Here is a 21,757-nt window from a genome sequence, read left to right on the forward strand (position 1 = left end):
CCCGATCAAGGTCGCAGAATCTATTTTTGTCCCTTTCTCGCTGGCTTCGCTTTAGATGTTTTCTTGGCAGTTTTCTTGGCAGTTTTCCTGCCCGATTTCTTGGCCAGCTTCGCGCGGCCGAGCGCAGCGGCAACATCCAGCAGGCCGGCGCCGTACTCCGAGGTAAAATCCCGTCCCCGCATCGCCGGCAGTTTGATCGCAGTCGCGATCAGACGCTTTGCAACCGCAAGCCCGGCCGCCTTGGATTTCGGCTTGTTGATGTAGACGAGCGCAGCGGCACCGGTCACATGCGGTGTTGCCATCGACGTCCCGGGCCAGGAATCGTAGCTGGTATGGTCGGCGAAGCTTGCCTTCACCCGGGGCACCGTCGACAGGATGTTGACACCCGGCGCGACCAGCTTGATGTGCTTCCCCGTATTCGAGAACGAGGCGCGCCGATGGGACTCGTCGACGGCGCCAACTCCGATCGTGTCCGCGTAGCCCGCCGGATACTCCTTCGGATTGCCGTCCTCGAACTCGTTCCCCATCGCGGTGGAGATGACGACGCCGGCATTGATCAGTTCGGCGAAGGCCGTCGCTTCCGTCTTTGAATGGTCCTCGCCGCCGATGCTGAGGTTGATGACCTTGATGTTGGAATCGAGCGCGGCCGCGAGCGCCTTGCTGTAGAAATCGAAGTTGAAATTCTCGTCGTCGCCTGCCCGCCTGGGATCGTCGAACACCTTCCAGCAGTGCAACCGGCAATTGGCCAGGCCTGCGATACCGACCGAATTATTGACCACGGCCGCGATCGTGCCGCTGACATGCGTGCCATGACCGAGAAAATCACGCGCTCCGTTGCCGTCGTGCCTGTAGTCCTCGATCGCGTCTACGAGATCGGGATGTCCGGCGTCGACACCGCTATCGAGCACAGCGACATGAACCCGCCCCGCGCCTGGCCGCCGTCGATCGAACCATCTGATGGCGCGAAGCCCCCACTGCCGGATCTTCATGGGATCGGCGGCGGCACTGAGCCACCGGTTGGGAACGGGCTCGACCAGATCCACCGCCCTGGAAGCACGCAGGCGCTTCAGGACTCCCGCATCGACCTTCCCGTCCTTCAACTGCACGATCTGAAATCCGGCCAGCGCCTCCCGCGGCGGCGCCGTTGCGGAGCGTGCTAGCGAGCGATGAACCGCGGCCAAAGCCATCGCCTGGGGCTGCGCGGCTGCCTCATCGCCGCCGACCACGAACAGCGGCTTCATCGATTGAAGTCCGAAATTGTCGCGCAGGAAATCAATCGGACCTCTGACGTCGTCGGGCATCGCAGCCATCAGCGCGCGTGACGTTGTCGCCTGAAGCGAGGCTGCCGCGATCTGCCGGACAGCGGCCGGCTTCAACCGAACGATCAATTGTCCCGGGACATGCTTGCGACGGCGCGGCCGATCGCCCGCGACCCGCATTGCCTGCGTTGGGGCCATGACGAATTCCTTGCTTGAAAAGCAACAAAATACGACACCCGTTATAAGCGAAATTTCTGGCCTACGCCACCTGCGCCATGCCGTGGCTACGCCGGGCCGCACTTGCTATTTCGGGGGATAGCGGCCGAGCCGGAGAATGCTATCCTGCGCCCCTCAATCAGGGAGACCTTCGTGACCGATCTTTGCGCCGAAGACCTCGCCACCATCTATGCGAAACCGAGCCCGCGCGTGATCGCAAAGGCCCGTCCCGCGATCGATGCGCATGCGAAGAAATTCATCGAGATGTCGCCGTTCTGCGTGCTTGCAACGTCAGGCGTCGACGGCAGCGTCGATGCATCGCCGCGCGGCGGAGGGGTTGGCTTCGTCCATGTCGGCGGCCCCAACCAATTGCTGATGCCCGACCGTTCCGGCAACAACCGGATCGACAGTTTTCGCAACGTCGTCGAAGGCTCGGGCTTCGTGCATCTGTTGTTCTTCGTCCCCGGCATCGACGAGACGCTGCGCGTCGGCGGACGCGGCACGCTCTCGGCCGATCCGGATCTGCTCGCATCGATGGTGGAATTCGGCAAGCCTCCGCGCGCGGTGCTGAACGTCGCGGTCAGCGAAGTCTATTTCCACTGCGGCAAGGCGCTGATGCGCTCGAAGCTGTGGTCACCGGAGAAGGTGCAGCGGTCGGTGATGCCGAGCATCGGCCAGGTCATTCACGACCAGACCGGCCTGGGGGAGCCGGAGAGCCAGGAGATCGTCGAGGAGCGCTACAAGACGCAGCTGTAGCTCTGGCACCAACCACAGTGTCGTCCCGGACAAGCGAAGCGCAGATCCGGGACCCATAGCCACAGGAAATGGTTTGGCGAAGACTCGGAGTTACCAGCTCGCGCCGCAATTACTCCCTGTGGTTATGGGTCCCCGCGCCCCGTGCGCAATTGCGCACTAGGGGGGACGACACCGAGTATGCGGCTAACGCCGGAGCTTAGTGCCCCTCGCCCTCAAGCCCGCCGACGTGCTTCTGGGTGTAGAGTTCGAGACCGATGCGGCCGATCAGGTCAAGCTGGGTTTCGAGGAAATCGATGTGGTGCTCCTCGTCGCTCATCAGCTTCTCGAACAGGTCGCGCGTGACGTAGTCCTTGGCGCTGTTGCAATAGCCGGCGGCCTCCTGGTAGAGCGCCCGCGCGCTCATCTCGGCGGCGAGATCGCACTCGATGATCTCCTTGACGTTCTGGCCGATGCGCAACGGGTCGAGCACCTGCATGTTCGGGAAGCCGTCGAAGAACAGGATCCGCTCAGTGAGCTTGTCGGCGTGCTCCATCTCCTCGATGGACTCCTTGCGCCAGACCTTGGCCATGTCCCGCAGGCCCCAATTGTCGAGGAAGCGGTAGTGCAGCCAGTATTGGTTGATTGCAGTCAGCTCGTGGCGCAGCGCCTTGTTGAGATAGTCGATGACTTTTGCGTCGCCCTGCATGATGCACTCCAAATCTTGCGTCCAAATCGGCCCTAACCGACTTTAGAACGCTTCTAAGTCAGTTTAAGGACGAGGGCAACCGGCTACGGAGACGCAGCCGGGGGAAAAGCTCAGCCGAAATTGCGGAAGTTTTCAGCAGGCCGCGAGGGCGAACTGGGCGAGCTCGGCGGTCTCGTCATTGGCGGCCGCGGTATGGCTGTGCGGGCAACCGGAGCAGCAGGACTTGGCACAGGGGCCGAGCGCTTCGTCGATGATGGTCTTGATGGTACGGGCGCAGCGGCCGCATTCGGCGCTACAGCCGAGGCATCCATAGACCTGCTTGGCATGACGGACGGCGTCGTCAGACTCGGCCACGGCGGCGCGGATGTCGTCATCGCTCAGCACGTTACAGGAACAAACGATCATGGAAGCGGCGGGCCCTTCGGTGATGCACCATCATCGATATTTAAGGGCCCGTCCGGATGCAAAGGGAAAAACCGGTATTTGAAGCTATTCCAAACTGGCCGGGAAACAGCCTAGAACGGCTCTAAAATAGGGTGTTGCGCTGGATCAAGATTTTGGCGGACCTAGTCACCGCCACCACCTCCACCACCATCGCCGCCACCTCCGCAATCCCCGCCATTGCTACCGCTATCGCTGCTGGAACAGCTGTCGCTCGAGCTCCCCGAGCTGTCACCAGAGAACCAGCTCCCTAGCGAGAAGCCGTCGCTGGCCCCTGAACCGTCGCCGCCACTCCCTCCGTCATTGCCAGCACCCGCCCGCGAGCGCCGGCCGCGGTTCTGCAGATGGGTGAACCAGCCATAGCCGATCGCGAAAATGACCCCGGCAGCGATCAAAGTATTCATCATCGCGTTGCCCATCGTCGTCTCCCTCGCGGACCTGCGATCCATTCATTGGTCGCCCCCGGCGAAGGTGCCGTTCATTGATCATTCAAGCGAAGTATGGAACTTTACCCCCAAAGAGTTCCCGCCTGTTCGTGCGAAAGGTCAAGCCAATGAAGAAGTCGCTCCTGACGGTCGTCGCCGTCGCCACCCTGGCCCTCATGGCCGGGACACCGGCCCAAGCTCAGCGTGGTGTCGCCGCCGGCGTGGCCGCCGGGATCATCGGTGGCGCCATTGTGGGCGGCGCGCTGGCCTCTCCGTATTATTACGGACCCGGCCCGGGCTACTCCTATGGCCCCGGCTATTACCCGCCCCGCTACTACGCGCCGGGTCCCGGCTATGTCGCGGACGACTATTACGGTGACGGCTGCGTCTGGCAGCGGCAGCGCTTCTGGGATGGCTACGCCTGGCGCACCCGCCGCGTCAGAGTCTGTGGCTGAGACGCGCTGAACCGGTTCACAACGGATGCGCCGTTCATCTCCGGGCCCGAAAAAGACCGCTTTTTCTCGTCACAGCTCCGTGCGCGTTTACCGTGGATTGACCAATTGCGCGCTTCCTAGCTGCACGGTCGATTTCATCAGAGTGTGCGTGAACCTTTGAAACCCCGACGCTCCTAACAAGGGACGTCCATCTCCCAGGAGAGCCAAGAGCATGAAGAAGACTTTTGTTGCCGCCCTCACGGTTGCGACGATCGCCGGTTCGCTGGTGACCGCTGCTCCGTCCGCGAAGGCCCATGACGGCGTCGGCGCCGGCATCGCAGCCGGCCTGATCGGTGGCGCCATCGTCGGCGGCGCCATCGCATCGAGCCGTCCCGCCTATGGCGGACCGGTCTACGTGGCCGAGCCCCCGCCGCCCGCGCCCTGCTACTGGCAGCGCCAACGCTATTGGGACGGTTACGGCTGGGTCGTCCGCCCGGTTCGCGTTTGCTACTGATCTGATCGCAAGATCCGATCGCATGGCGCATCCGCGCCGCGATCGAAGCCCGGCCGAGCACCTCGGCCGGGCTTTTTCTTTGGTGAAGCGTTAAGGCCGCTACCGCGCCGCCTGGATCGAGCGCAGCACCTCTTCGCTCGGCCAGCAATCGACCTTGAGGCCTGCCGACTTCTGGTAGGCGCCGAGCGCCGCGCGCGTCTGCATCCCGGCCTTGCCGTCGATCTTGTCCTTGTAGAGCCCGACGCGCGTGAGCCCGCGCTGCATGGTCTCGACGTCCTTGGTGCGCAACTGCCTGGAGGCCGCCCATTGCGTCGCGAACGGCAGCGGGCTCGTCATGCGGTCGGCGAGATGGCCGACGAACAGCACGTAGAGGTCGGAGAAATTGTACTCCTTGATGACGAAGTAGTTCTTCGTCGTCAGGAACGACGGGCCGTAAATGCCTTCCGGCTGCAGCAGCGAGGCCGGCTGCGCCTGCTCGGCAGCGCTCAGCTTCTCGCCACGCACCGGCACAAAACCTTCGCGCAGCCACTGGCCGATCGGCTTCGTCACCTCGGGCACGCCGCTGGTGCAATCGACCTTGGCCGGCGCCTGCACCTCGTAAGCCCAGCGCACGCCGCTCTGCCAGCCCTTGTTGACGAGCTGCTGCGCGGCCGAGGCCAGCGCATCCGGCACCGAATGCCAGATGTCGATGCGGCCGTCGCCGTCGAAGTCGACACCGTGCTTGTAATATTCGGACGGCAGGAATTGCGTGAGCCCGGTGGCGCCCGCCCAGGATGAGCGCATGTCCTTGCGCGTCACCACGCCCTCGCCGAGGATCTTCAGCGAGAGGATGAACTCGTTGCGATAGGTATCCTTGCGACGCCCGACATAGGCCTGCGTCGCCAGCACGCGCACGAGATCGTAAGGCAGCGTATAGCGGCCGTAATCGGTCTCACGGCCCCAGATCGCGAGCATCACCGTCGCCGGCACACCGGATTTCTTTTCGATCTCGCTGAGCGCCGGACGATATTTTTGCAGCAGCCGTTGCCCCTCCCCCGCAAGCCGCGCGATCGATGCTTCCTTGACGTAGTCGGCAGGCACCTGCACGAACTCGGCCTGCGACGGCGCACCGGTGGCCGGACGTCCCGGCAGAATCAGATCGGGCAGCTTGTAGTCGGGCTCGAGCCCGCGCGTCTGCTGGTCGAACGTCGCGCGCGATACGCCGGCGGCCTGCGCCTCCGGCCAGAGCGAGGCGATGAACTGCGTGAAGGCGGCGTCGGCAGCGCGGGCGGGCGACAGGCCGCAGATGATCGTGATCACCGCAGCTATGAGCGCCCGTCGCATCATGCCGAAATCACCGCGTCAACTTCTTGTACTTCACGCGGTGCGGAATGATGCTGTCCTGGCCCAGGCGGCGCATCTTGTCCTTCTCGTAGTCCTGGAAGTTGCCTTCGAACCATTCGACGTGGCTGTCGCCTTCGAAGGCCAGGATGTGGGTCGCGATGCGATCGAGGAACCAGCGGTCATGGCTGATGATGACGGCGCAGCCGGCAAAATCCTCCAGCGCCTCTTCGAGCGCGCGCAGCGTGTCGACGTCGAGATCGTTGGTCGGTTCGTCGAGCAGCAGCACGTTGGCGCCGGACTTCAGCATTTTTGCCAGATGCACGCGGTTGCGCTCACCGCCGGAGAGCGCACCGACCTTCTTCTGCTGGTCGGCACCCTTGAAGTTGAACGACGAGCAATAGCCGCGCGAGTTCACTTCCTTCTTGCCGAGCAGGATCAGCTCGTTGCCGCCGGAAATCTCCTCCCAAACGTTCTTGCTGCCGTCGAGCGCGTCGCGCGACTGGTCGACATAACCGAGATGCACGGTCTCGCCGACCGTGATGGTGCCCTTGTCCGGCGTTTCCTGCTTGGTGATCATCTTGAACAGCGTGGTCTTGCCGGCGCCGTTGGCGCCGATCACGCCGACGATGCCGCCGGGCGGCAGCTTGAAGGTAAGATCGTCGATCAGAAGGCGATCGCCATAGCCTTTGCTGAGCGTTTCGAAATCGACCACGTTGGCGCCGAGCCGCTCGGCGACGGGAATGATGATCTGCGCGGTCTGGGTCTGCTTCTCGCTCGCCTGCTTGAGCAGATCCTCGTAGCGCTGGTAGCGCGCCTTGGATTTGGCCTGACGCGCCTTCGGCGAGGACGCGACCCATTCCTGCTCGCGCGCGATCGTCTTCTGATGCGCGGCGTCCTCGCGGCCTTCCTGCTCGAGCCGCTTCTGCTTCTGCACCAGCCAGGACGAGTAGTTGCCCTCGTAGGGAATTCCCTTGCCGCGGTCGAGCTCAAGAATCCAGCTCGTGACGTTGTCGAGGAAGTAGCGGTCGTGGGTGACGATCAGGATCGCGCCGGGATAGTTGCGCAGATGGCCTTCCAGCCAAGACACGGACTCGGCGTCGAGATGGTTGGTCGGTTCGTCGAGCAGCAACAGTTCGGGCTGGTCGAGCAGCAGCTTGCACAGCGCGACGCGGCGGCGCTCACCGCCGGAAAGTTTCGTGACGTCGGCATCGTCGGGCGGACAGCGCAGCGCGTCCATCGCCTGGTCGACCTTGCTGTCGAGATCCCAGAGGCCCTGGGCCTCGATCTCGTCCTGCAGCTTGGTCATCTCGTCGGCGGTTTCTTCCGAATAGTTCATCGCCAGCTCGTTGTAGCGATCGAGAATGGCCTTCTGCTTGGCGACACCAAGCATGACGTTCTCGCGCACGGAGAGCGTCGGATCGAGATGCGGTTCCTGCTCGAGATAGCCGACGCGGGCGCCCTGGGCGACCCAGGCCTCGCCGTTATACTCCTTGTCGAGGCCGGCCATGATCTTGAGCAGCGTCGACTTGCCCGAGCCGTTGACGCCGAGCACGCCGATCTTGGCGTCCGGGTAGAACGACAGATGAATGTTATCGAGCACCTTCCGGGTCGGGTAGCTCTTGGTCAGGCCCTGCATGAAATAGATGAACTGGCGCGCCATCGGTCCCGTGAAACCTTCGATTTGAGGAAATTTGCTTGCCGCCGATGTAACGATCCCGCCCCCAAAGGGCAATGTTTTCCCTCCGTTCACCACGGATCAATACGGAATGGACACCATCCGGCCGCCGATCCGGACAATTGAAACCATTTTTTAATAAAGTGGGCCAAAGCTCGTCATGGCGCCGAAAAAGACGCCACCCGCGGCAGAAGCGGCGGGGAGAACAGCGAGGCCGCAGCATGGCTCTGATCGAGACCACTTCCATCGGCGTTCCGACGCGAGCCGGTAGCGCTTCCGGGCTCGTCACGGAGATCAAGGGCTTCTGGAGGCGCTTCTTCACCACCGCTTTCAACCCTTACCGCCCCGAGCTGCACTACATGCGTGGTCCCGGCCCCGCCTGGCGCGCCAAGCACGGCATGGATACGCCGTTCCGCCTCAAGCCCCGCGACCTCTGAACCTCTTCGCTCCTACCGGATTTTTGAACACGTCAGCTGCTTGCGCGCAGGCGTGATTGCGCGCAACCATGGCCAGGTTCTGACGATGGCGCCCCCCGCCTGGCGCCGTTACCTCTCGCCATGGATGAACGCTGATGACGCGGCTGCGCTGTGCAATTCTCGACGACTATTTCAACCTCGCCCTCGACGTCGCCGACTGGCAAAAACTGTCCGACCGCGTCGACGTCACCGTGTTCAGCCATCCCTTTGCCTCGGAGCAGGCCGCGGCGAGCGCGCTGGCCGATTTCGAGATCATCTGCGCGATGCGCGAGCGCACGGCGTTCCCCAAGAGCCTGTTCGCGTCGCTGCCGAAGCTGAAGCTGCTTTTGACCTCCGGCATGCGCAACGCCTCGATCGACATGGAGGCCGCGAAGGCGCAAGGCGTTGCCATCGGCGGCACGCAATACTCCCGCGATCCGACCGCGCCGCTGACGATGGGCCTGATCCTCGAACTGACCCGCGGCATCGGCCGGGAGAACGCGCGCATGCATGCGGGCGAGCCCTGGCAGAGCTTTGCCGGTGTCGAGATCGAGGGACTGACGCTCGGCGTCGTCGGGCTCGGCAAGCTCGGCAGCAAGATGGCGAGTATCGCGAAAACATTCGGCATGAACGTGATCGCCTGGAGCCCGAACCTCACGCCGGAGAAGTGCGCGGCGGCCGGCGTCGGCTACGCCACCAAGGAGGAGCTGTTCGCCAAGGCCGACATCGTCACCATCCATGTGGTGCTGAGCGATCGTTCGCGCGGACTGGTCGGAGCTGCCGATCTCGCGCGGATGAAGCCGACGGCCTACCTCGTCAACACCGCGCGCGGTCCGATCGTGGATGAGCAGGCGCTGCTGGATGCCTTGCAGCAGCGGAAGATCGCGGGCGCCGGCATCGACGTGTTCTCGGTCGAGCCGCTGCCGGTCGACCATCCCTTCCGCAAACTCGACAATCTCGTGCTGACGCCACATCTCGGCTACGCCACCGAGGACGGCTTGCGCATGCATTACGGGCAGATGGTCGAGGCGATCGACGCCTTCACCGGGGGTCGCGAGCTGCCGCGCAAGCTGGCCTGAAACGAAAAGGGCGTGCCGACGGCACGCCCTTCGCGATTTGAACTGTTTCGAAGCGCTTAGCGCACGGTGACCGGCGCGGGCAGCGGCGGCACCACGGTCGGCTGGGTACCCGGGACGGGGCCAGCCTGCGCGGCCATCGGAGCCGGACCGGCAGCGCCCGGCGTCGGCGCAGCGGAGGCAGTCGCCGTTCCCGGCGGCGGACCACCCGGCATCACCACCACGCGAGTGCCGACCTTGACGCGGTCGAACAGGTCGGAGACGTCCTCGTTCAGCATGCCGATGCAGCCCGACGACACGAACTTGCCGATCGTCGAAGGCTGATTGGTGCCGTGGATGCGGTAGACGGTCGAGCCGAGATACATCGCGCGCGCGCCGAGCGGATTGCCGGGGCCGCCGGCCATGAAGCGCGGCAGATAGGGCTGGCGCTCGATCATCTCGGTCGGCGGATGCCAATCCGGCCATTCGGCCTTGCGGGTGATCTTCTGCACGCCGGTCCAGGTGAAACCGTCGCGGCCGACGCGGACGCCGTAGCGGATCGCACGGCCGCCTCCGAGCACGTAATAGAGATAGGTGTTCGGGGTATCGACAATGAGCGTTCCAGCCGGCTCCTTGGTCGCCAGCGAGACTTCCTGGCGGCGCAGGTTCGGCGACAACTGCGCCGGGGCAGCGTCGGGCTGCTCCTCGGGCGGCAGCGAAGCGATCGCCATCGGCCGGCCATCGTTGCCCACGGGCGGCTGGCCGGATTGAACCGTTCCGGTCGCGGCGGGACCACCGACAGCCTCCGGCGGACGCAGGCCGTCCCTGCCGGGTGCCTGACCCGGGCGATCGGCATAGATCACCGCGGGCGGCCCAGCGGGGCGGCCGTAGCGGGGATCGTCGGGCGACATCACGGGACCCTGCGGCGCAGCCGAATAGACCGGCGGAGCGCCAGCCGGACGGCCATAGCGCGGATCATCGGGCGACATCACCGGCCCCTGCGGCGGGGCGGCGGAATAGACCGGCGGTGGGCCAGCCGGGCGGCCGTAGCGCGGATCGTCGGCCGGACCGGGCGGCGGCAGCGACGCCTGCGGCATCGCGTCGTCTTCATCGTCCAGCGAGTCGAAACTCGGCGTGCGGTCGCCGGGGCGATATTCGGCCGGAGCGCCATAGCTCGGCGCCTGCTGGACCGGATAGCTCTGAGCCTGTGCGAGCGAGGTTCCCGCCGCAGCGACTGTTGCGGCAGCGCATATCGTCAGAAAATGTTTGATCATCATCGCTCTTGTATAGTCCCCGAGCCCATCCGGACCGTTAACGGCCAGATGACCGAAGATAGCGGCACATTCAAGACATTACAGGCTGATTTGTGCCTGAGTTAGCGATTTGTGATGCAAGTACACACAGTTGCCCCGTTGCATCACGGGGCGGAAATCGCATCTGGCCGTAGATTGCCGGAGTCTCCGGCCCCGAATTTAAGGGAACGGCGCGGAGGCGTTGCGATATGTTCGAATCAGCCTGATTCGTCTCCGCTTTGAGCTTTCGTCCCGGCGTGGCGAACGGCAATCAGTACCGTCACCGCGTTCAGATGGCTCTTGGGTCCCGGCCGCCACCCGCCGGGGCGGAAATTCGCAACCCGTCCGATGCTTCCCGGCTTTCGCTTCCTGTTTGCCGCGATCCTGCTGTCAACCTCCATCCTGGTGTTCGGCCTAGGTGCCGCCGCGCTGCTGCGGGCCACCCACGAGCAGTATGTCAGCAACCCCTCCTGGCGGAACGGCCCGCAAGAGAAGGTGTTTGCGCGAGGCCCGGAGCCGGCCCAGCCGGTGCTCGCGGCGCTCCGCGCCGAGCCGGAGGCGGCCGCCGAGCCCACGCCATCGCTGCGCGACCGGGTGCCGACCATCGGCTTGCCGGCGAACGAGCCCGAACAGGTGGCCGCACTGACGACCGAGGCCGACGTGCCGCCGCAGGTTTCCGAGGCCGCGCCTCCGGCCGCCGAACCGGTGCAGGCCGAGGCCACGCCGGAAGCCATCGCGCCGGCTCCTGCCGACACGCTCACCCCGGCCGACACCACGGCATCGATCCCCGAGGCCGCGCCTGCCATAACCGCCAGCGAACCGGCGCCGGCTGATCCCGGTGCGGCCCTCGCCTCCCCGGCGCCCGACATTGCCCCGGCCAAGGTGGCCGCGCTGAACGATCCGGCGGCGCCGGCCTTGAAGGATGCACCGGCGAAGGCCAAGGGGGACGCGAAGGCGGACAGCCGCGCCTCGGACAGCAGCGCCCCGGACAGCAAGGCGACCAAGCGCCAGGCGAAGGCGAAGAAGCGGCACCGCATGGTGCGGCGTCCTCCGCCTCAGCAGTTGCGGCAGAGCTATGATCCGTTCGGCCAGCAGCAGATGCTGGCGACAACGGCCACGCGCACGCGCTGAACTTTCTTCACCTCTCCCCGCAAGAGCGGGGCGAGTGAGCGCACCGTCCGCGCAATTATCTCACGCCGGCCCGGTCGCGACCGGCGGGCCGCCGGCCTGGCCCCATTCCGACCACGAGCCGTCATAGAGCGCGGTGTCGGTGATGCCGAGGCGATAGAGTGCGAGCGTCAGCACGCCGGCGGACACGCCCGAGCCGCAGCTCGTCACGATCGGCGCATCGAGCTCGACGCCGGCATTCGCGAAGGCGGCACGGAGGTCGTCGAGCGGCTTCATGGTGCCGGTCGCGGCATCGAACAGCTGATTGTAGGGCACATTGCGGGCCCCGGGGATGTGGCCAGAGCGGATGCCCGCGCGCGGCTCGGGCGCGCGGCCCTCGAAGCGGTCGGCGGCGCGTGCGTCGATCACCTGCTCCTTGCTGCTTTCGACGTTGGCGATGAGCTGCTGCATGCTGCGCACGCGTTTTGAATCGTAGCTCGCCTTAAACGTCGCGGGCTTCGGCTTCACCTCGCCGCTCTCGACCGGACGCCCCTCGGCGCGCCACTTCTTCAGCCCGCCATTGAGAATGCGCACATTGCTGTGGCCAAAGGCCAGGAACATCCACCAGGCTCGGGGCGCAGCGACCCAGCCGCCGGCATCGTAGAGCACGACGGTGTCGGTATTGGAGATGCCGAGTTGGCCTGCGTCACGGCCGAACTGCTCGGCGCTCGGATACATATGGGGCAGCGGGTTGGAATGATCCGACACCGCGTCGACGTCGAAGAACACCGCGCCCGGCAGATGCGCGGCGAGATAGTCGTCCTTCGGCAGCGGCAGCACGCCCGGCAGCTTGAAGCTGGCGTCGAGGATCTTGACGTTGCCGTCGCCAATGTGGGCGGCGAGCCATTCGGTGGAGACGAGGGGGTCGGTGGGCATTGGCTTTTCCTTGCAGTCATTCCGGTGCGCGTAGCGCGAGCGAGGTTGATACAGCGCGCGTCAAACTCCGCTGTCATCGCCCGGCTCGACCGGGCGATCCAGTACCCCGAGACGGTTGTGATTCAACCGATAGGCCGCGGCGTACTGGATTCCCCGCTTTCGCGGGGAATGACGGGTGGAGAGAGCAGTGCCCCCTCACCCCTTCTTCTTCGGCTCCCACTGCTCCACCGGACCGCCGGCATCGCGCCAGGCGGCGTAGCCGCCGGCGATGTGGGCGACGGGCTTCAAGCCCATGTCCTTGGCGGTCTTCGCCGCGAGCGCGGAGCGCAAGCCGCCGGCGCAATGGAAGACGAATTTCTTGTCTTCCTGGAAGATCGGTTTTGCGTAGGGGCTCTGCGGATCGATCCAGAATTCGAGCATGCCGCGCGTGCAGGCGAACGCGCCGGGGATGCGGCCGTCGCGCTCGATCTCGCGGGGGTCGCGGATGTCGACGATGACGACATCGCCGTTCTTGGAGATCTCGATGGCCTCCTTGGCGTTGAGCGTCTCGATCTCGGCATTGGCCTCGTCGATCAGCGCCTTGATGCCGCGGGTGATGGTCTGGGGCATGTGGTTCTCCCTCTTGTCAGCCTCTGCGCGGCCGTCCGGAGTGACGGCGCGTGCAGCTAGTGCGTCAATTCCTTCATCGCACCCTCAAGCCCCTCGATCGTGATCGGGTACATGCGGTTGGCAAAGATGCGTTTGATGATGGTGGTCGATTCCGAATAGTCCCAGTGCTTCTGGGCGACCGGATTGAGCCACACCGTATGCGGATAGGTGCGGATGATGCGGTCGAGCCAGACCGAGCCGGGCTCCTCGTTGACATGCTCGACCGAGCCGCCGGGCACCATGATCTCGTAAGGCGACATCGATGCGTCGCCGACGAACACGACCTTGTAGTCGTGCGGGTATTTGTGCAGCACGTCCCAGGTCGGCGTACGGTCGGTGAAGCGGCGCTTGTTCTGCTTCCACACGCCCTCATAGAGGCAGTTGTGGAAGTAGAAATATTCCATGTGCTTGAACTCGCTCTTGGCCGCCGAGAACAGCTCCTCGACCTGCTCGATATGCGAATCCATCGAACCGCCGATGTCGAAGAACACCAGCAGCTTCACCGCATTGCGCCGCTCGGGCCGCATGTGAACATCGAGATAGCCGTGATTTGCGGTCTCGCGGATCGTGGTGTCGAGATCGAGCTCATCAGGCGCGCCGGTGCGCGCGAATTTGCGCAGGCGCCGCAGCGCCACCTTGATGTTGCGGATTCCGAGCTCGACATTGCCGTCGAGATCCTTGAACTCGCGCTTGTCCCACACCTTCACGGCACGGTTGTTGCGGTTCTTCTCCTGGCCGATGCGCACGCCTTCGGGATTGTAGCCGTGGGCGCCGAACGGCGAGGTGCCGGCTGTCCCAATCCACTTCGAGCCGCCCTGGTGCCGGCCCTTCTGCTCCTCGAGGCGCTTCTTCAGCGTCTCCATGAGCTTGTCCCAGCCCATGGCCTCGATCTGCTTCTTCTCCTCCTCGCTGAGGTATTTCTCGGCGAGCTTCTTCAGCCATTCCTCGGGGATCTCCGCCTTCTCCATGGCGTCGAGCAGGCTTTCCAGCCCCTTGAACACCGTGCCGAAGACGCGGTCGAACTTGTCGAGGTTGCGCTCGTCCTTCACCAGCGAGGTGCGCGACAGATAGTAGAAATTCTCGACCGAATAGTCCGACAGATCAGCGTCGAGCGCCTCCATCAGCGTGAGGTATTCGCGCAGCGTCACGGGGACCTGCGCATCGCGCAGAGAAGTGAAGAATTGCAGGAACATGGGTGACAGATTGCCCGTCGGGGGGCGAACGTCAAGGGGCCGGGCCCGCCGCGGGACGCTGGACCGGTCGGCTTTTTGCTCTAGAATTGACCGTCTCACGGGGTTGTTTTGGGGACGTTTGCAATGGGAATTCTCGCAGCGCTCATCATTGGCGCGATCGCCGGCTGGCTTGCCGGCAAGATTGTCCATGGGGCGGGATTTGGGCTGATCGGCAACATGGTCGTCGGCATCATCGGCGCGCTGGTGGCGAGCTGGGTGCTGCCGCAACTGCATATTGCGCTGGCCACCGGCACGGTCGGCGCCATCGTGGATGCCACCATCGGCGCGGTGATTGTGCTCGTCATCCTTTCGCTGATAAAACGGGTCTGAAAGCCTGACCGAACCAGGAACGGCCGCCATGAGCGGCCGTTCCGTTTGTTGGACCAGGGCGATGCCCGGCCGACGACCAACAAGGACGCGCGATGAAATTTACCGGCACCAAGGACTATGTTGCGACCGACGATCTCAAGGTCGCCGTCAATGCCTCGATCGTGCTGGAGCGCCCGCTGCTCATCAAGGGCGAGCCCGGCACCGGCAAGACCGTGCTGGCGGAGGAAGTGGCGAAGGCGCTGAACGCGCCGCTTTTGACCTGGCACATCAAGTCCACCACCAAGGCGCAGCAGGGCCTCTATGAATACGATGCGGTATCGCGCCTGCGCGACAGCCAGCTTGGCGATGCCCGCGTCTCCGACATCAGGAACTACATCAAGCGCGGCAAGCTGTGGGAAGCCTTCACCGCCGAGCAGCGCCCGGTGCTCTTGATCGACGAGATCGACAAGGCCGACATCGAATTCCCCAACGACCTGCTGCTCGAGCTCGACCGCATGGAATTCCATGTCTATGAGACCGGCGAGACGATCAAGGCCAAGCAGCGCCCGATCATGATGATCACCTCCAACAACGAGAAGGAGCTGCCGGACGCCTTCCTGCGCCGCTGCTTCTTCCACTACATCAAGTTCCCCGACGCCGACACGATGGGCCGCATCGTCGACGTCCACTTCCCCGGCATCAAGAAGCGCCTGGTCGAGGAAGCCCTGCGCATCTTCTTCGAAGTGCGCGAGGTCCCGGGCCTAAAGAAGAAGCCCTCGACCTCCGAGCTGCTCGACTGGCTCAAGCTGCTGCTCAACGAGGACATGAGCGTCGAGCAACTCCGCGAGCGCGACCCGCGCAAGCTGATCCCGCCGCTGCACGGCGCGCTGCTCAAGAACGAGCAGGACGTGCACCTGTTCGAGCGGCTGGCGTTCTTGAGCCGGAGAGAGGTTTGATCTGCAAGCGCGCAGAGACAACTTGACCGCAATTCCTACCGCTACCCTGGGCCGCGCTTCCCAGCGTCATCTCGGATTCGGATGACCGTCAAGGCGGAGCTGATAAACGAAATAGGTTGGGGTACAGAACCCGATCTTTCGGCTTTGCAAGTTATTCAACGTCTGGGCACTGACGTTGAACCTTGCACTCGTGACAAAATCCGGCATCTGCTGGCAAATATAATCCTCGCGGCAAAACCGCGACGGCGAGCATGTGTTCAGGAGACCGCGGCCGACGCCAGCGGCGAAAATGCCGCTGTCGAAATATCCCTTGGCCATCTGCTCAAAGCCCTTGCCTCCGACGATCGCGCAGATTTCCTCGGGCACGCTGCCCGGCCGGATCACCGCCAGCGACGCCTCCTCGGGCTTGCAGGGACGAGTGACTCGGCCCAGCGGCACGCCGATCTTCGTTGGACGGCAGTTGTAGCCGTAGCCGCTCAATTTTCCTTCCGGCAGCTTGTAGACGAGTTCTTCCTTGCTGACGCGGTCGCTGAATGCGCGCAGGTTGAAGCCGAGCGGGTTGTTGGCGGCGGTCTTCGCTGTGGAGTCCTCGATGACGTTTGAGCGGCAGCTCAAACCCGCGGCGACATTCCGTGCCGCGGTCACGCATTGGCCGAGATTGGAGGAGGTCGCAGCGTTCGTCACCAACGCCTGACAAGTGAGGTTACGCGTGGCATTGCAGCTCCATTTCGCGGCCTGCGCCAGATCCGCATTCAAAGGGCACGGCATGTTGTCGCCGGCGGCAACATAAGCCGGAATTCCGCTTTCCCAGGCCGCCGGTGGCGCCGAAGGATGCGGGCGAAAACTGTTCGGCGCCTGACCGAGCGAAACCCGCTCGACATAGTCCTTGCGGCGAACAAGTTCCGCGTAGACATGGGGCGAGAACGGCAATTGCAACTCGTTACCGTCAAGGGCGTTTCTGATTGCGTCCGCGTCGCGGCCGAAATCGAACCGGTCCACGCCGAGAAGATGGAATCCGGCGGTCGAGGATGATTGATGGCAGCCCATGCAGGACGACGTGTTCAGGCGTTCGAGCAGACCCGCGCCGGATTGCACGAATTTTGGTGATCTCCCGGGGACACCCGCCGCCGCGACGATCCGTGCCGCCTGCTCGCTGCCGATTGCGAGATCGAAGGGACGATTGGCCATGCGCGCGCTGCCGGCAGTGGAAAAACTGAGCGCGATATCGGCCTCCAGGCTCTCCGGTATCCTGAAGGTGCCATTGTCGATCTCGGCGATGTGGCCGGCGAGATAGTCCTGCAACTGCTTCTGCTTGGCGGGATCCTTCAGGATTGCCTGCACGTCAGGCGTATTTTCCAGCCGTGTCGGCTGAAACCTGCCATCCCTCGGCGCGAATATCCGCATCCAGTAGATCGCCTGTCCGGCGAATTTGCGGTTCTCCATGTTTTCGAGGTCTGATGGGAAGCGCACCACCTGCGCATTGATCTCCATCTGCTTGAAGATCAGTCGCGAAAAATCCAGCGGCCCCTGCAGCAGGCGTTGGGCAACCACTGCCGGATCGTCAGTATCGATCCCGGCGACGCGCCAGAGCGAGGCGACGTCCTGGCAATTGCTGCCGTCATCCGCATAGCTGAACACCATGTTCACGGTGAACGGCATGCGCGACGCGTAAGTCTTGCCGTTCATCCTCACTTCGTAGCCGAGCCGGTAGATGAAGCGCAATTCGTCGCAATGCGCGGAATCGAAATCGCGGCGATCCATCCGATTGACGACGCCCGACAGGAGGAACAATCCGTCGCTGGAACCGAGCCATTTCTCGTTGAACACGCGCGCAACATTGCCATTCAGCCGCAGCGTCTTGCCAGCGTCCGTTTTGGCCGACTTCGGGTCGTAGGTTTTCAGGATCTCCTTTTCCCAATCGATGCCGAGTCCCGCCGTGATACGCGTGACGTCGGCGGACAGCACGGCGGCGAACTGCGCGTAGGTCTCGCTGAATTGCGACAAATCGCTCGCCCGCGTCGGACCTGCGGCGACCGCCGGTTGCGGCAGCTTTTGCGCGGCGTGAATTTTCGTGAACAGGGTCAGCAGCGAAAGCGCGGACGAATTGTCATGATCGAGCACCGCGAGTAGAGGCCCCTGGCTGATCAGGGTCGTCACCTCTGCGGAAGCCTGAGGCGACTGGGCAAGGCAGGGAGAGATCGAAAAGATCAAAAGACAGACTACGGAGACAAAGCGCATCCACTGTTCCTACTACACTAAGGCGCATCTTACAATTTATAGGTGAATGCTCTGGAGGCCACCGTTTTGAGGAAATTGGGGCGGCAGGACTCTGGATTGCTTCGCTGCGCTCGCAATGACGGAGCAAGGGGGCATTGGCGTCGTTCTCCAACTCACATTACGAATTGTAGACATGGCTGCGCATTCTCGCGGCGCATTTGGCCCGAGTTATCCTCTCTCATAGCCTTCTTCGAAGAACGAGGGCGCAGGGAAAGCCGGGTGCCGGCTGGCACCCACCGTCCGCTGTGCGAAAGCACACGCGGAAGAACTGCACAGCGGCATACAGGTGAAGCCGTACGCACGGCCTTCCCTGCGCAGGGGGAAAATAAATATCGGGGTGGCGACGTAGAGAGTCCTGCGGACTCCTTAACTCATTGATCTAACGGAAAATGTACCCTCATAATGCCATGCGCGTTCTTGCGCCTTCCCACACACCATTGGGACAAAACCGGGGACACACATGGCACGAAAGATCCGTCACAGTGCGCTGGAGAGTCGCAGTGCTCGCTTGAAATTGCAGATTCGTCGTAAGCCTTATCCAGGGCCGTCGTTGGCACGCGGCGTCTCGCTGATGTACCGGCGCAACAAGAACGCGGGCTCGTGGGTGGTCAAGGCCAGCGATGGGCATGGTGCCTATTGGACCAAGGCCATCGCCGACGCCGACGATTTCGACGAAAGCAACGGAAAGGCAATCCTGACGTTCTTCGAGGCGCAGGACGTCGCGAAGAAGCTGGCGCGAGGCGAGGACGGCAGCGCCGATAGCGCGCCGATCACCATCGACACCGCCCTGAAGGATTACAGGCGCGATCTGGAAGCGCGAGGCGCCAACCCCTACAACGCCGAGCACCCACGCCTGCACCTCACCAGCGCCCTGCTGGCGAAGCCTCTGGCCCTGTTGACGGCCAGCGAGCTGAAGCGCTGGCGGGATGGCCTGCTCGGCAGGATGGTGCCGTCAACCATCAACCGGCTGTGCCGCTGCATCTGCGCAGCGTTGACGCTGGCGGCGCAACACGACGAGCGCATCAAGAACCGCGATGCATGGGAGGTCGGCCTTGCCGGATTGCCGGATGCGCAAGAGGCGCGCAACGTCATCCTGCCCGACGACAAGGTGCGCGCGTTCGTCGCCACCGCCTACGGCATCGATCATCAGTTTGGTCTGCTGATCGATGCGTTGGCGACAAGCGGCGCGAGACCGAGCCAAGCCGTTCGGCTGCGCGTCGAGGATCTGCACGATCACCCAGTGCGCCCGAAGCTGATGATGCCGAAGAGCGCGAAGGGCGGCGGCAGAAACCGCAGCCAGAAAAAGATCGAGCGCTACTCGGTCCCGATCACCGTGCAGCTCGCGGCAAAGCTGAAGGCGGCAGCGAAGGGACGCGCCGACGACGCGCCCTTACTGCTGCAGAGCGACGGCCGGGCATGGGACAAGAGTCCCGGCCAGAATTGCCACCGGCAGGTTGACAACGTCGTCAAAGCCATCGGACTCGATCCTGCCGAGGTGACGATGTACGCGCTACGGCACTCGTCGATTGTCAGGATGCTGCTGGCCAACGTGCCGATCCGGCTTGTGGCGTCGCTGCACAACACCAGCGTCGCGATGATTGAGAAGCACTATTCGAGATTCATCGCCGAGCACAGCGACGACATCTCGCGTCGCGCTCTGTTGCAGCACGAGCCGCCGAACGTTGACAACGTTGTGGCGCTGGCGAGTTGATCAGCCAGGCTGCCGTCTAGGTAACGCAAACTAATTGTTAGTCTGACATGACTGACTGTCAGACTAACGTTAGCTAACTAGAACGTCAGTTGCTTGTCAGTCCCAAGTGACCTTGGCATCATTGAAGGAATTTCCATTTTCACACTGGCCTAGCGGCTTGCCGCTGATTCTCGATCGTGCTTAGAGCAATGACTCCCACAACAGCGGCAGCGAATGCGCAGCCTATCGGGTCGCCGATCAACCGGCCGTCGCGCACCACTGACACCTTGCTCGGAATATTGCGTGATGATGGTCGAGGCTTTACCTTTCGAGGCGCTTACCGAGGAGCAGTGGCAGGCCATCCGATCCATCCGCGTGGACTGGCCCGACGACATAGATTGGCAGGAGGTCCGCAAGCACATTGAGGTGCAAGGTTGGGCTTATTGGAAGTACCACGAAGGTCGAAACGCATTCGGATTGCCGCCGAAAATGCGCAAAACCCTAGGCGGATTGTTACGGCAAGTCCGCAAACTGCGAGAGGGAATGAAGTCGTTGCCGCGACACGTTCTCATCGACGGTCCGGATGTCAGTTTCGAAGCGCTAGAGCAAAGACTTGAGGATTGGCTTTTCATCTACAACGCCTTGGACGGACCAAGTTTTTCAGGCCGCCGTGATTACTACCGCGATAACCTGTACCAAGAGCTACTCCAACTGTGGGTAGATCCATTGGAGGGTCGGCTCTCGTATTCGCGAAAGCTGGATGGCACGCCATATGGGCCGTTGATCGACTTCCTGACGATTATCGTCACAGCCATTCTCGGCAGGGCGCCGGGTCCATCCGGTATAGCCAAAATCATCGATTCAACGGAAATGATCTCCTGACTTCCCGCTTCAAAGCGCGAAAGAATTTTGATTTTCGAACTGCCCCGCATCCACCCTGTCCTCCAGAGTGCTTGGGATAGCCCCATGAACACGGAGGACAAAGCATGGCGCGCCCTGAAGTAACTGGCCGCAAACCTTTCTACAAAAGCGAGGACGCTGACGCCTACAGCGTCGAAGAGTTCTGCGCGCGTCAGCGCATTAGCCCGCAGCTCTTCTACAAGCTGAAGCCTCAGGGTCTGATGCCTGTCACGTTCAACGTCGGCACTCGCGTGTTGATCTCGCGCGAGGCTGCCGCGGCGTGGCGTCGTGCGCGCGAGAACGCGGCGTAGCAGACGGCGGCCTAGCCAAACAGAAAAGGCGGCTCGCAGCAGCCGCCCCTTCATCAACAATTTATGGATTCGAAATGCGTGCTTTTGATAGCAGCGCGTGCGTTTGCGCGCAAGCTGGTGATGAGTTTCCTAAGCCGGAAACCGCCGTCTCCTTCTTCGATCCGCTCGTGGCGTACAGCTACGATCTGATCGTCATCGATCCCCCGTGGCCGTTCAAGACCTGGAGCCCTGCCGGAGACGGTAAGTCGGCGTCGCAGCATTATCGCCTCATGACGCTCGCCGAAATCGAGGCGTTGCCCGTTCGCGGCTTGTTGAAAGCCAACGCCGTTGTCCTGGTCTGGACCACGGGCGCCATGCTTGCCCAGGCCGTGGCGGTCATGGAAGCGTGGGGCATCACCTTCAAGACCGAGCTTGCCTGGCGCAAGATCACGCGCAACGGCAAAGTTCGCATGGGCTGCGGATACTGGGCGCGCAGCATGCACGAACCCATTCTGCTGGGCACAGTCGGCAAGCCGCCCAAGGTTACCCTGCCGTCTTGCTTCGACGGACTTGCTCGCGAGCATAGCCGCAAGCCTGACGAGTTCTACGAGATGATCACGACGAAGACGCCGGGCTTGCGCCGTGCCGACGTGTTCGCGCGTGAAAAGCGCGAAGGCTGGGATGCTTGGGGGAACGAGGTCGGGAAGTTTTCCCAGCCTCGTAGCACTCAGCAGAATGCAACGTTGCTTGGTGACCACAAATTGCTCGGAGTGATGCCATGAGCGCGCTCCGGTTCCCGTTTAGCGCTCGCCAGATCGCCGCTGTCATGGGCGGCGATCTGACTGGTCGCGATTCCTGTAACGTCCCTGGCCCCGGGCACTC

At 63.2% G+C, this 21,757-nt stretch carries 23 protein-coding genes; 12 read left to right on the top strand and 11 right to left on the bottom strand.

Translation table 11 applies throughout. The annotated features are described in order from the left end of the window. Nucleotides 1-20 precede the first annotated feature (20 nt). Nucleotides 21-1,457 (bottom strand): S8 family serine peptidase, encoded by a 1,437-nt coding sequence (locus tag OWC48_RS43775; protein ID WP_282525579.1) that lies wholly within the window; start codon nucleotides 1,455-1,457, stop codon nucleotides 21-23. A gap of 171 nt (nucleotides 1,458-1,628) precedes the next feature. Between OWC48_RS43775 and OWC48_RS43780 the strand changes: the two genes are divergently transcribed. Continuing rightward, complete coding sequence (locus OWC48_RS43780; RefSeq protein ID WP_282525580.1) at nucleotides 1,629-2,231, top strand: MSMEG_1061 family FMN-dependent PPOX-type flavoprotein; 603 nt, start codon at nucleotides 1,629-1,631, stop codon at nucleotides 2,229-2,231. 196 nt (nucleotides 2,232-2,427) lie between these two features. Here the strand turns inward: OWC48_RS43780 and bfr are convergent, their stop codons facing one another. The 3 genes from bfr to OWC48_RS43795 all read right to left on the bottom strand — a co-directional run bounded on the left by bfr (nucleotide 2,428) and on the right by OWC48_RS43795 (nucleotide 3,776). After that, nucleotides 2,428-2,916, bottom strand: a complete 489-nt coding sequence (gene bfr, locus OWC48_RS43785; RefSeq protein WP_092021671.1) for a bacterioferritin — start codon at nucleotides 2,914-2,916, stop codon at nucleotides 2,428-2,430. A 132-nt stretch (nucleotides 2,917-3,048) separates the two neighbouring features. Next, nucleotides 3,049-3,321 carry a bacterioferritin-associated ferredoxin gene (locus OWC48_RS43790; protein ID WP_282525581.1) on the bottom strand — a complete coding sequence of 91 codons (273 nt, stop codon included), beginning with the start codon at nucleotides 3,319-3,321 and terminating at the stop codon, nucleotides 3,049-3,051. 161 nt (nucleotides 3,322-3,482) lie between these two features. Continuing rightward, nucleotides 3,483-3,776: a hypothetical protein gene (locus tag OWC48_RS43795; RefSeq protein WP_282525582.1), complete on the bottom strand. Its 294-nt coding sequence runs from the start codon at nucleotides 3,774-3,776 to the stop codon at nucleotides 3,483-3,485. Between the two features lie 134 nt (nucleotides 3,777-3,910). Here OWC48_RS43795 and OWC48_RS43800 point away from each other — a divergent pair, with 134 nt between their 5' ends. Next, nucleotides 3,911-4,237: a hypothetical protein gene (locus OWC48_RS43800; protein ID WP_282525596.1), complete on the top strand. Its 327-nt coding sequence runs from the start codon at nucleotides 3,911-3,913 to the stop codon at nucleotides 4,235-4,237. Between the two features lie 211 nt (nucleotides 4,238-4,448). After that, complete coding sequence (locus OWC48_RS43805; protein ID WP_028156296.1) at nucleotides 4,449-4,730, top strand: hypothetical protein; 282 nt, start codon at nucleotides 4,449-4,451, stop codon at nucleotides 4,728-4,730. A 99-nt stretch (nucleotides 4,731-4,829) separates the two neighbouring features. On the opposite strand, the gene OWC48_RS43810 is transcribed toward OWC48_RS43805, so the two are convergent. Beyond that, nucleotides 4,830-6,056: a lytic murein transglycosylase gene (locus tag OWC48_RS43810; RefSeq protein WP_282525583.1), complete on the bottom strand. Its 1,227-nt coding sequence runs from the start codon at nucleotides 6,054-6,056 to the stop codon at nucleotides 4,830-4,832. Nucleotides 6,057-6,063: 7 nt separating this feature from the next. Further along, nucleotides 6,064-7,713, bottom strand: a complete 1,650-nt coding sequence (gene ettA / locus OWC48_RS43815; RefSeq protein WP_282525584.1) for an energy-dependent translational throttle protein EttA — start codon at nucleotides 7,711-7,713, stop codon at nucleotides 6,064-6,066. Nucleotides 7,714-7,949: 236 nt separating this feature from the next. Between ettA and OWC48_RS43820 the strand changes: the two genes are divergently transcribed. Together OWC48_RS43820 and OWC48_RS43825 are read left to right on the top strand one after the other, a co-directional pair. Then, entirely contained in the window at nucleotides 7,950-8,165 is a 216-nt protein-coding gene (locus tag OWC48_RS43820) for a hypothetical protein (protein WP_282525585.1), read from the top strand. Between the two features lie 134 nt (nucleotides 8,166-8,299). Beyond that, complete coding sequence (locus OWC48_RS43825; RefSeq protein ID WP_282525586.1) at nucleotides 8,300-9,262, top strand: D-2-hydroxyacid dehydrogenase family protein; 963 nt, start codon at nucleotides 8,300-8,302, stop codon at nucleotides 9,260-9,262. A 56-nt stretch (nucleotides 9,263-9,318) separates the two neighbouring features. Here the strand turns inward: OWC48_RS43825 and OWC48_RS43830 are convergent, their stop codons facing one another. Beyond that, on the bottom strand, nucleotides 9,319-10,512 hold the full coding sequence (locus tag OWC48_RS43830) for a L,D-transpeptidase (protein ID WP_282525587.1): 1,194 nt from the start codon (nucleotides 10,510-10,512) through the stop codon (nucleotides 9,319-9,321). Nucleotides 10,513-10,878: 366 nt separating this feature from the next. On the opposite strand from OWC48_RS43830, the gene OWC48_RS43835 reads away from it, so the two are divergent. After that, entirely contained in the window at nucleotides 10,879-11,661 is a 783-nt protein-coding gene (locus tag OWC48_RS43835; protein ID WP_282525588.1) for a hypothetical protein, read from the top strand. A gap of 60 nt (nucleotides 11,662-11,721) precedes the next feature. Here the strand turns inward: OWC48_RS43835 and sseA are convergent, their stop codons facing one another. The 3 genes from sseA to OWC48_RS43850 form a co-directional block, all read right to left on the bottom strand. Continuing rightward, on the bottom strand, nucleotides 11,722-12,573 hold the full coding sequence (gene sseA / locus OWC48_RS43840) for a 3-mercaptopyruvate sulfurtransferase (RefSeq protein WP_282525589.1): 852 nt from the start codon (nucleotides 12,571-12,573) through the stop codon (nucleotides 11,722-11,724). 195 nt (nucleotides 12,574-12,768) lie between these two features. Continuing rightward, nucleotides 12,769-13,182, bottom strand: a complete 414-nt coding sequence (locus OWC48_RS43845; RefSeq protein ID WP_014492863.1) for a rhodanese-like domain-containing protein — start codon at nucleotides 13,180-13,182, stop codon at nucleotides 12,769-12,771. 56 nt (nucleotides 13,183-13,238) lie between these two features. Beyond that, complete coding sequence (locus OWC48_RS43850; protein ID WP_212329541.1) at nucleotides 13,239-14,414, bottom strand: VWA domain-containing protein; 1,176 nt, start codon at nucleotides 14,412-14,414, stop codon at nucleotides 13,239-13,241. 123 nt (nucleotides 14,415-14,537) lie between these two features. Here OWC48_RS43850 and OWC48_RS43855 point away from each other — a divergent pair, with 123 nt between their 5' ends. Together OWC48_RS43855 and OWC48_RS43860 are read left to right on the top strand one after the other, a co-directional pair. Then, entirely contained in the window at nucleotides 14,538-14,783 is a 246-nt protein-coding gene (locus OWC48_RS43855; RefSeq protein ID WP_063981466.1) for a GlsB/YeaQ/YmgE family stress response membrane protein, read from the top strand. Between the two features lie 92 nt (nucleotides 14,784-14,875). After that, nucleotides 14,876-15,718 carry a MoxR family ATPase gene (locus OWC48_RS43860; protein ID WP_028152332.1) on the top strand — a complete coding sequence of 281 codons (843 nt, stop codon included), beginning with the start codon at nucleotides 14,876-14,878 and terminating at the stop codon, nucleotides 15,716-15,718. A 66-nt stretch (nucleotides 15,719-15,784) separates the two neighbouring features. On the opposite strand, the gene OWC48_RS43865 is transcribed toward OWC48_RS43860, so the two are convergent. Continuing rightward, on the bottom strand, nucleotides 15,785-17,875 hold the full coding sequence (locus OWC48_RS43865) for a hypothetical protein (protein ID WP_282525590.1): 2,091 nt from the start codon (nucleotides 17,873-17,875) through the stop codon (nucleotides 15,785-15,787). Between the two features lie 628 nt (nucleotides 17,876-18,503). On the opposite strand from OWC48_RS43865, the gene OWC48_RS43870 reads away from it, so the two are divergent. The 4 genes from OWC48_RS43870 (at nucleotide 18,504) to OWC48_RS43885 (ending at nucleotide 21,657) form a co-directional block, all read left to right on the top strand. After that, the gene (locus OWC48_RS43870) at nucleotides 18,504-19,706 is read left to right on the top strand and encodes a tyrosine-type recombinase/integrase (protein ID WP_282525591.1); all 1,203 of its coding nucleotides are present in this window, start codon (nucleotides 18,504-18,506) and stop codon (nucleotides 19,704-19,706) included. Nucleotides 19,707-19,988: 282 nt separating this feature from the next. Next, nucleotides 19,989-20,567 (top strand): hypothetical protein, encoded by a 579-nt coding sequence (locus OWC48_RS43875; protein WP_282525592.1) that lies wholly within the window; start codon nucleotides 19,989-19,991, stop codon nucleotides 20,565-20,567. 104 nt (nucleotides 20,568-20,671) lie between these two features. After that, complete coding sequence (locus OWC48_RS43880) at nucleotides 20,672-20,896, top strand: hypothetical protein (protein ID WP_282525593.1); 225 nt, start codon at nucleotides 20,672-20,674, stop codon at nucleotides 20,894-20,896. Between the two features lie 74 nt (nucleotides 20,897-20,970). Continuing rightward, on the top strand, nucleotides 20,971-21,657 hold the full coding sequence (locus OWC48_RS43885) for an MT-A70 family methyltransferase (RefSeq protein WP_282525594.1): 687 nt from the start codon (nucleotides 20,971-20,973) through the stop codon (nucleotides 21,655-21,657). Nucleotides 21,658-21,757: the final 100 nt, after the last annotated feature.

Origin of the sequence: Bradyrhizobium sp. Arg816 (assembly GCF_029989365.1) — a bacterium.
GTDB lineage: Bacteria > Pseudomonadota > Alphaproteobacteria > Rhizobiales > Xanthobacteraceae > Bradyrhizobium.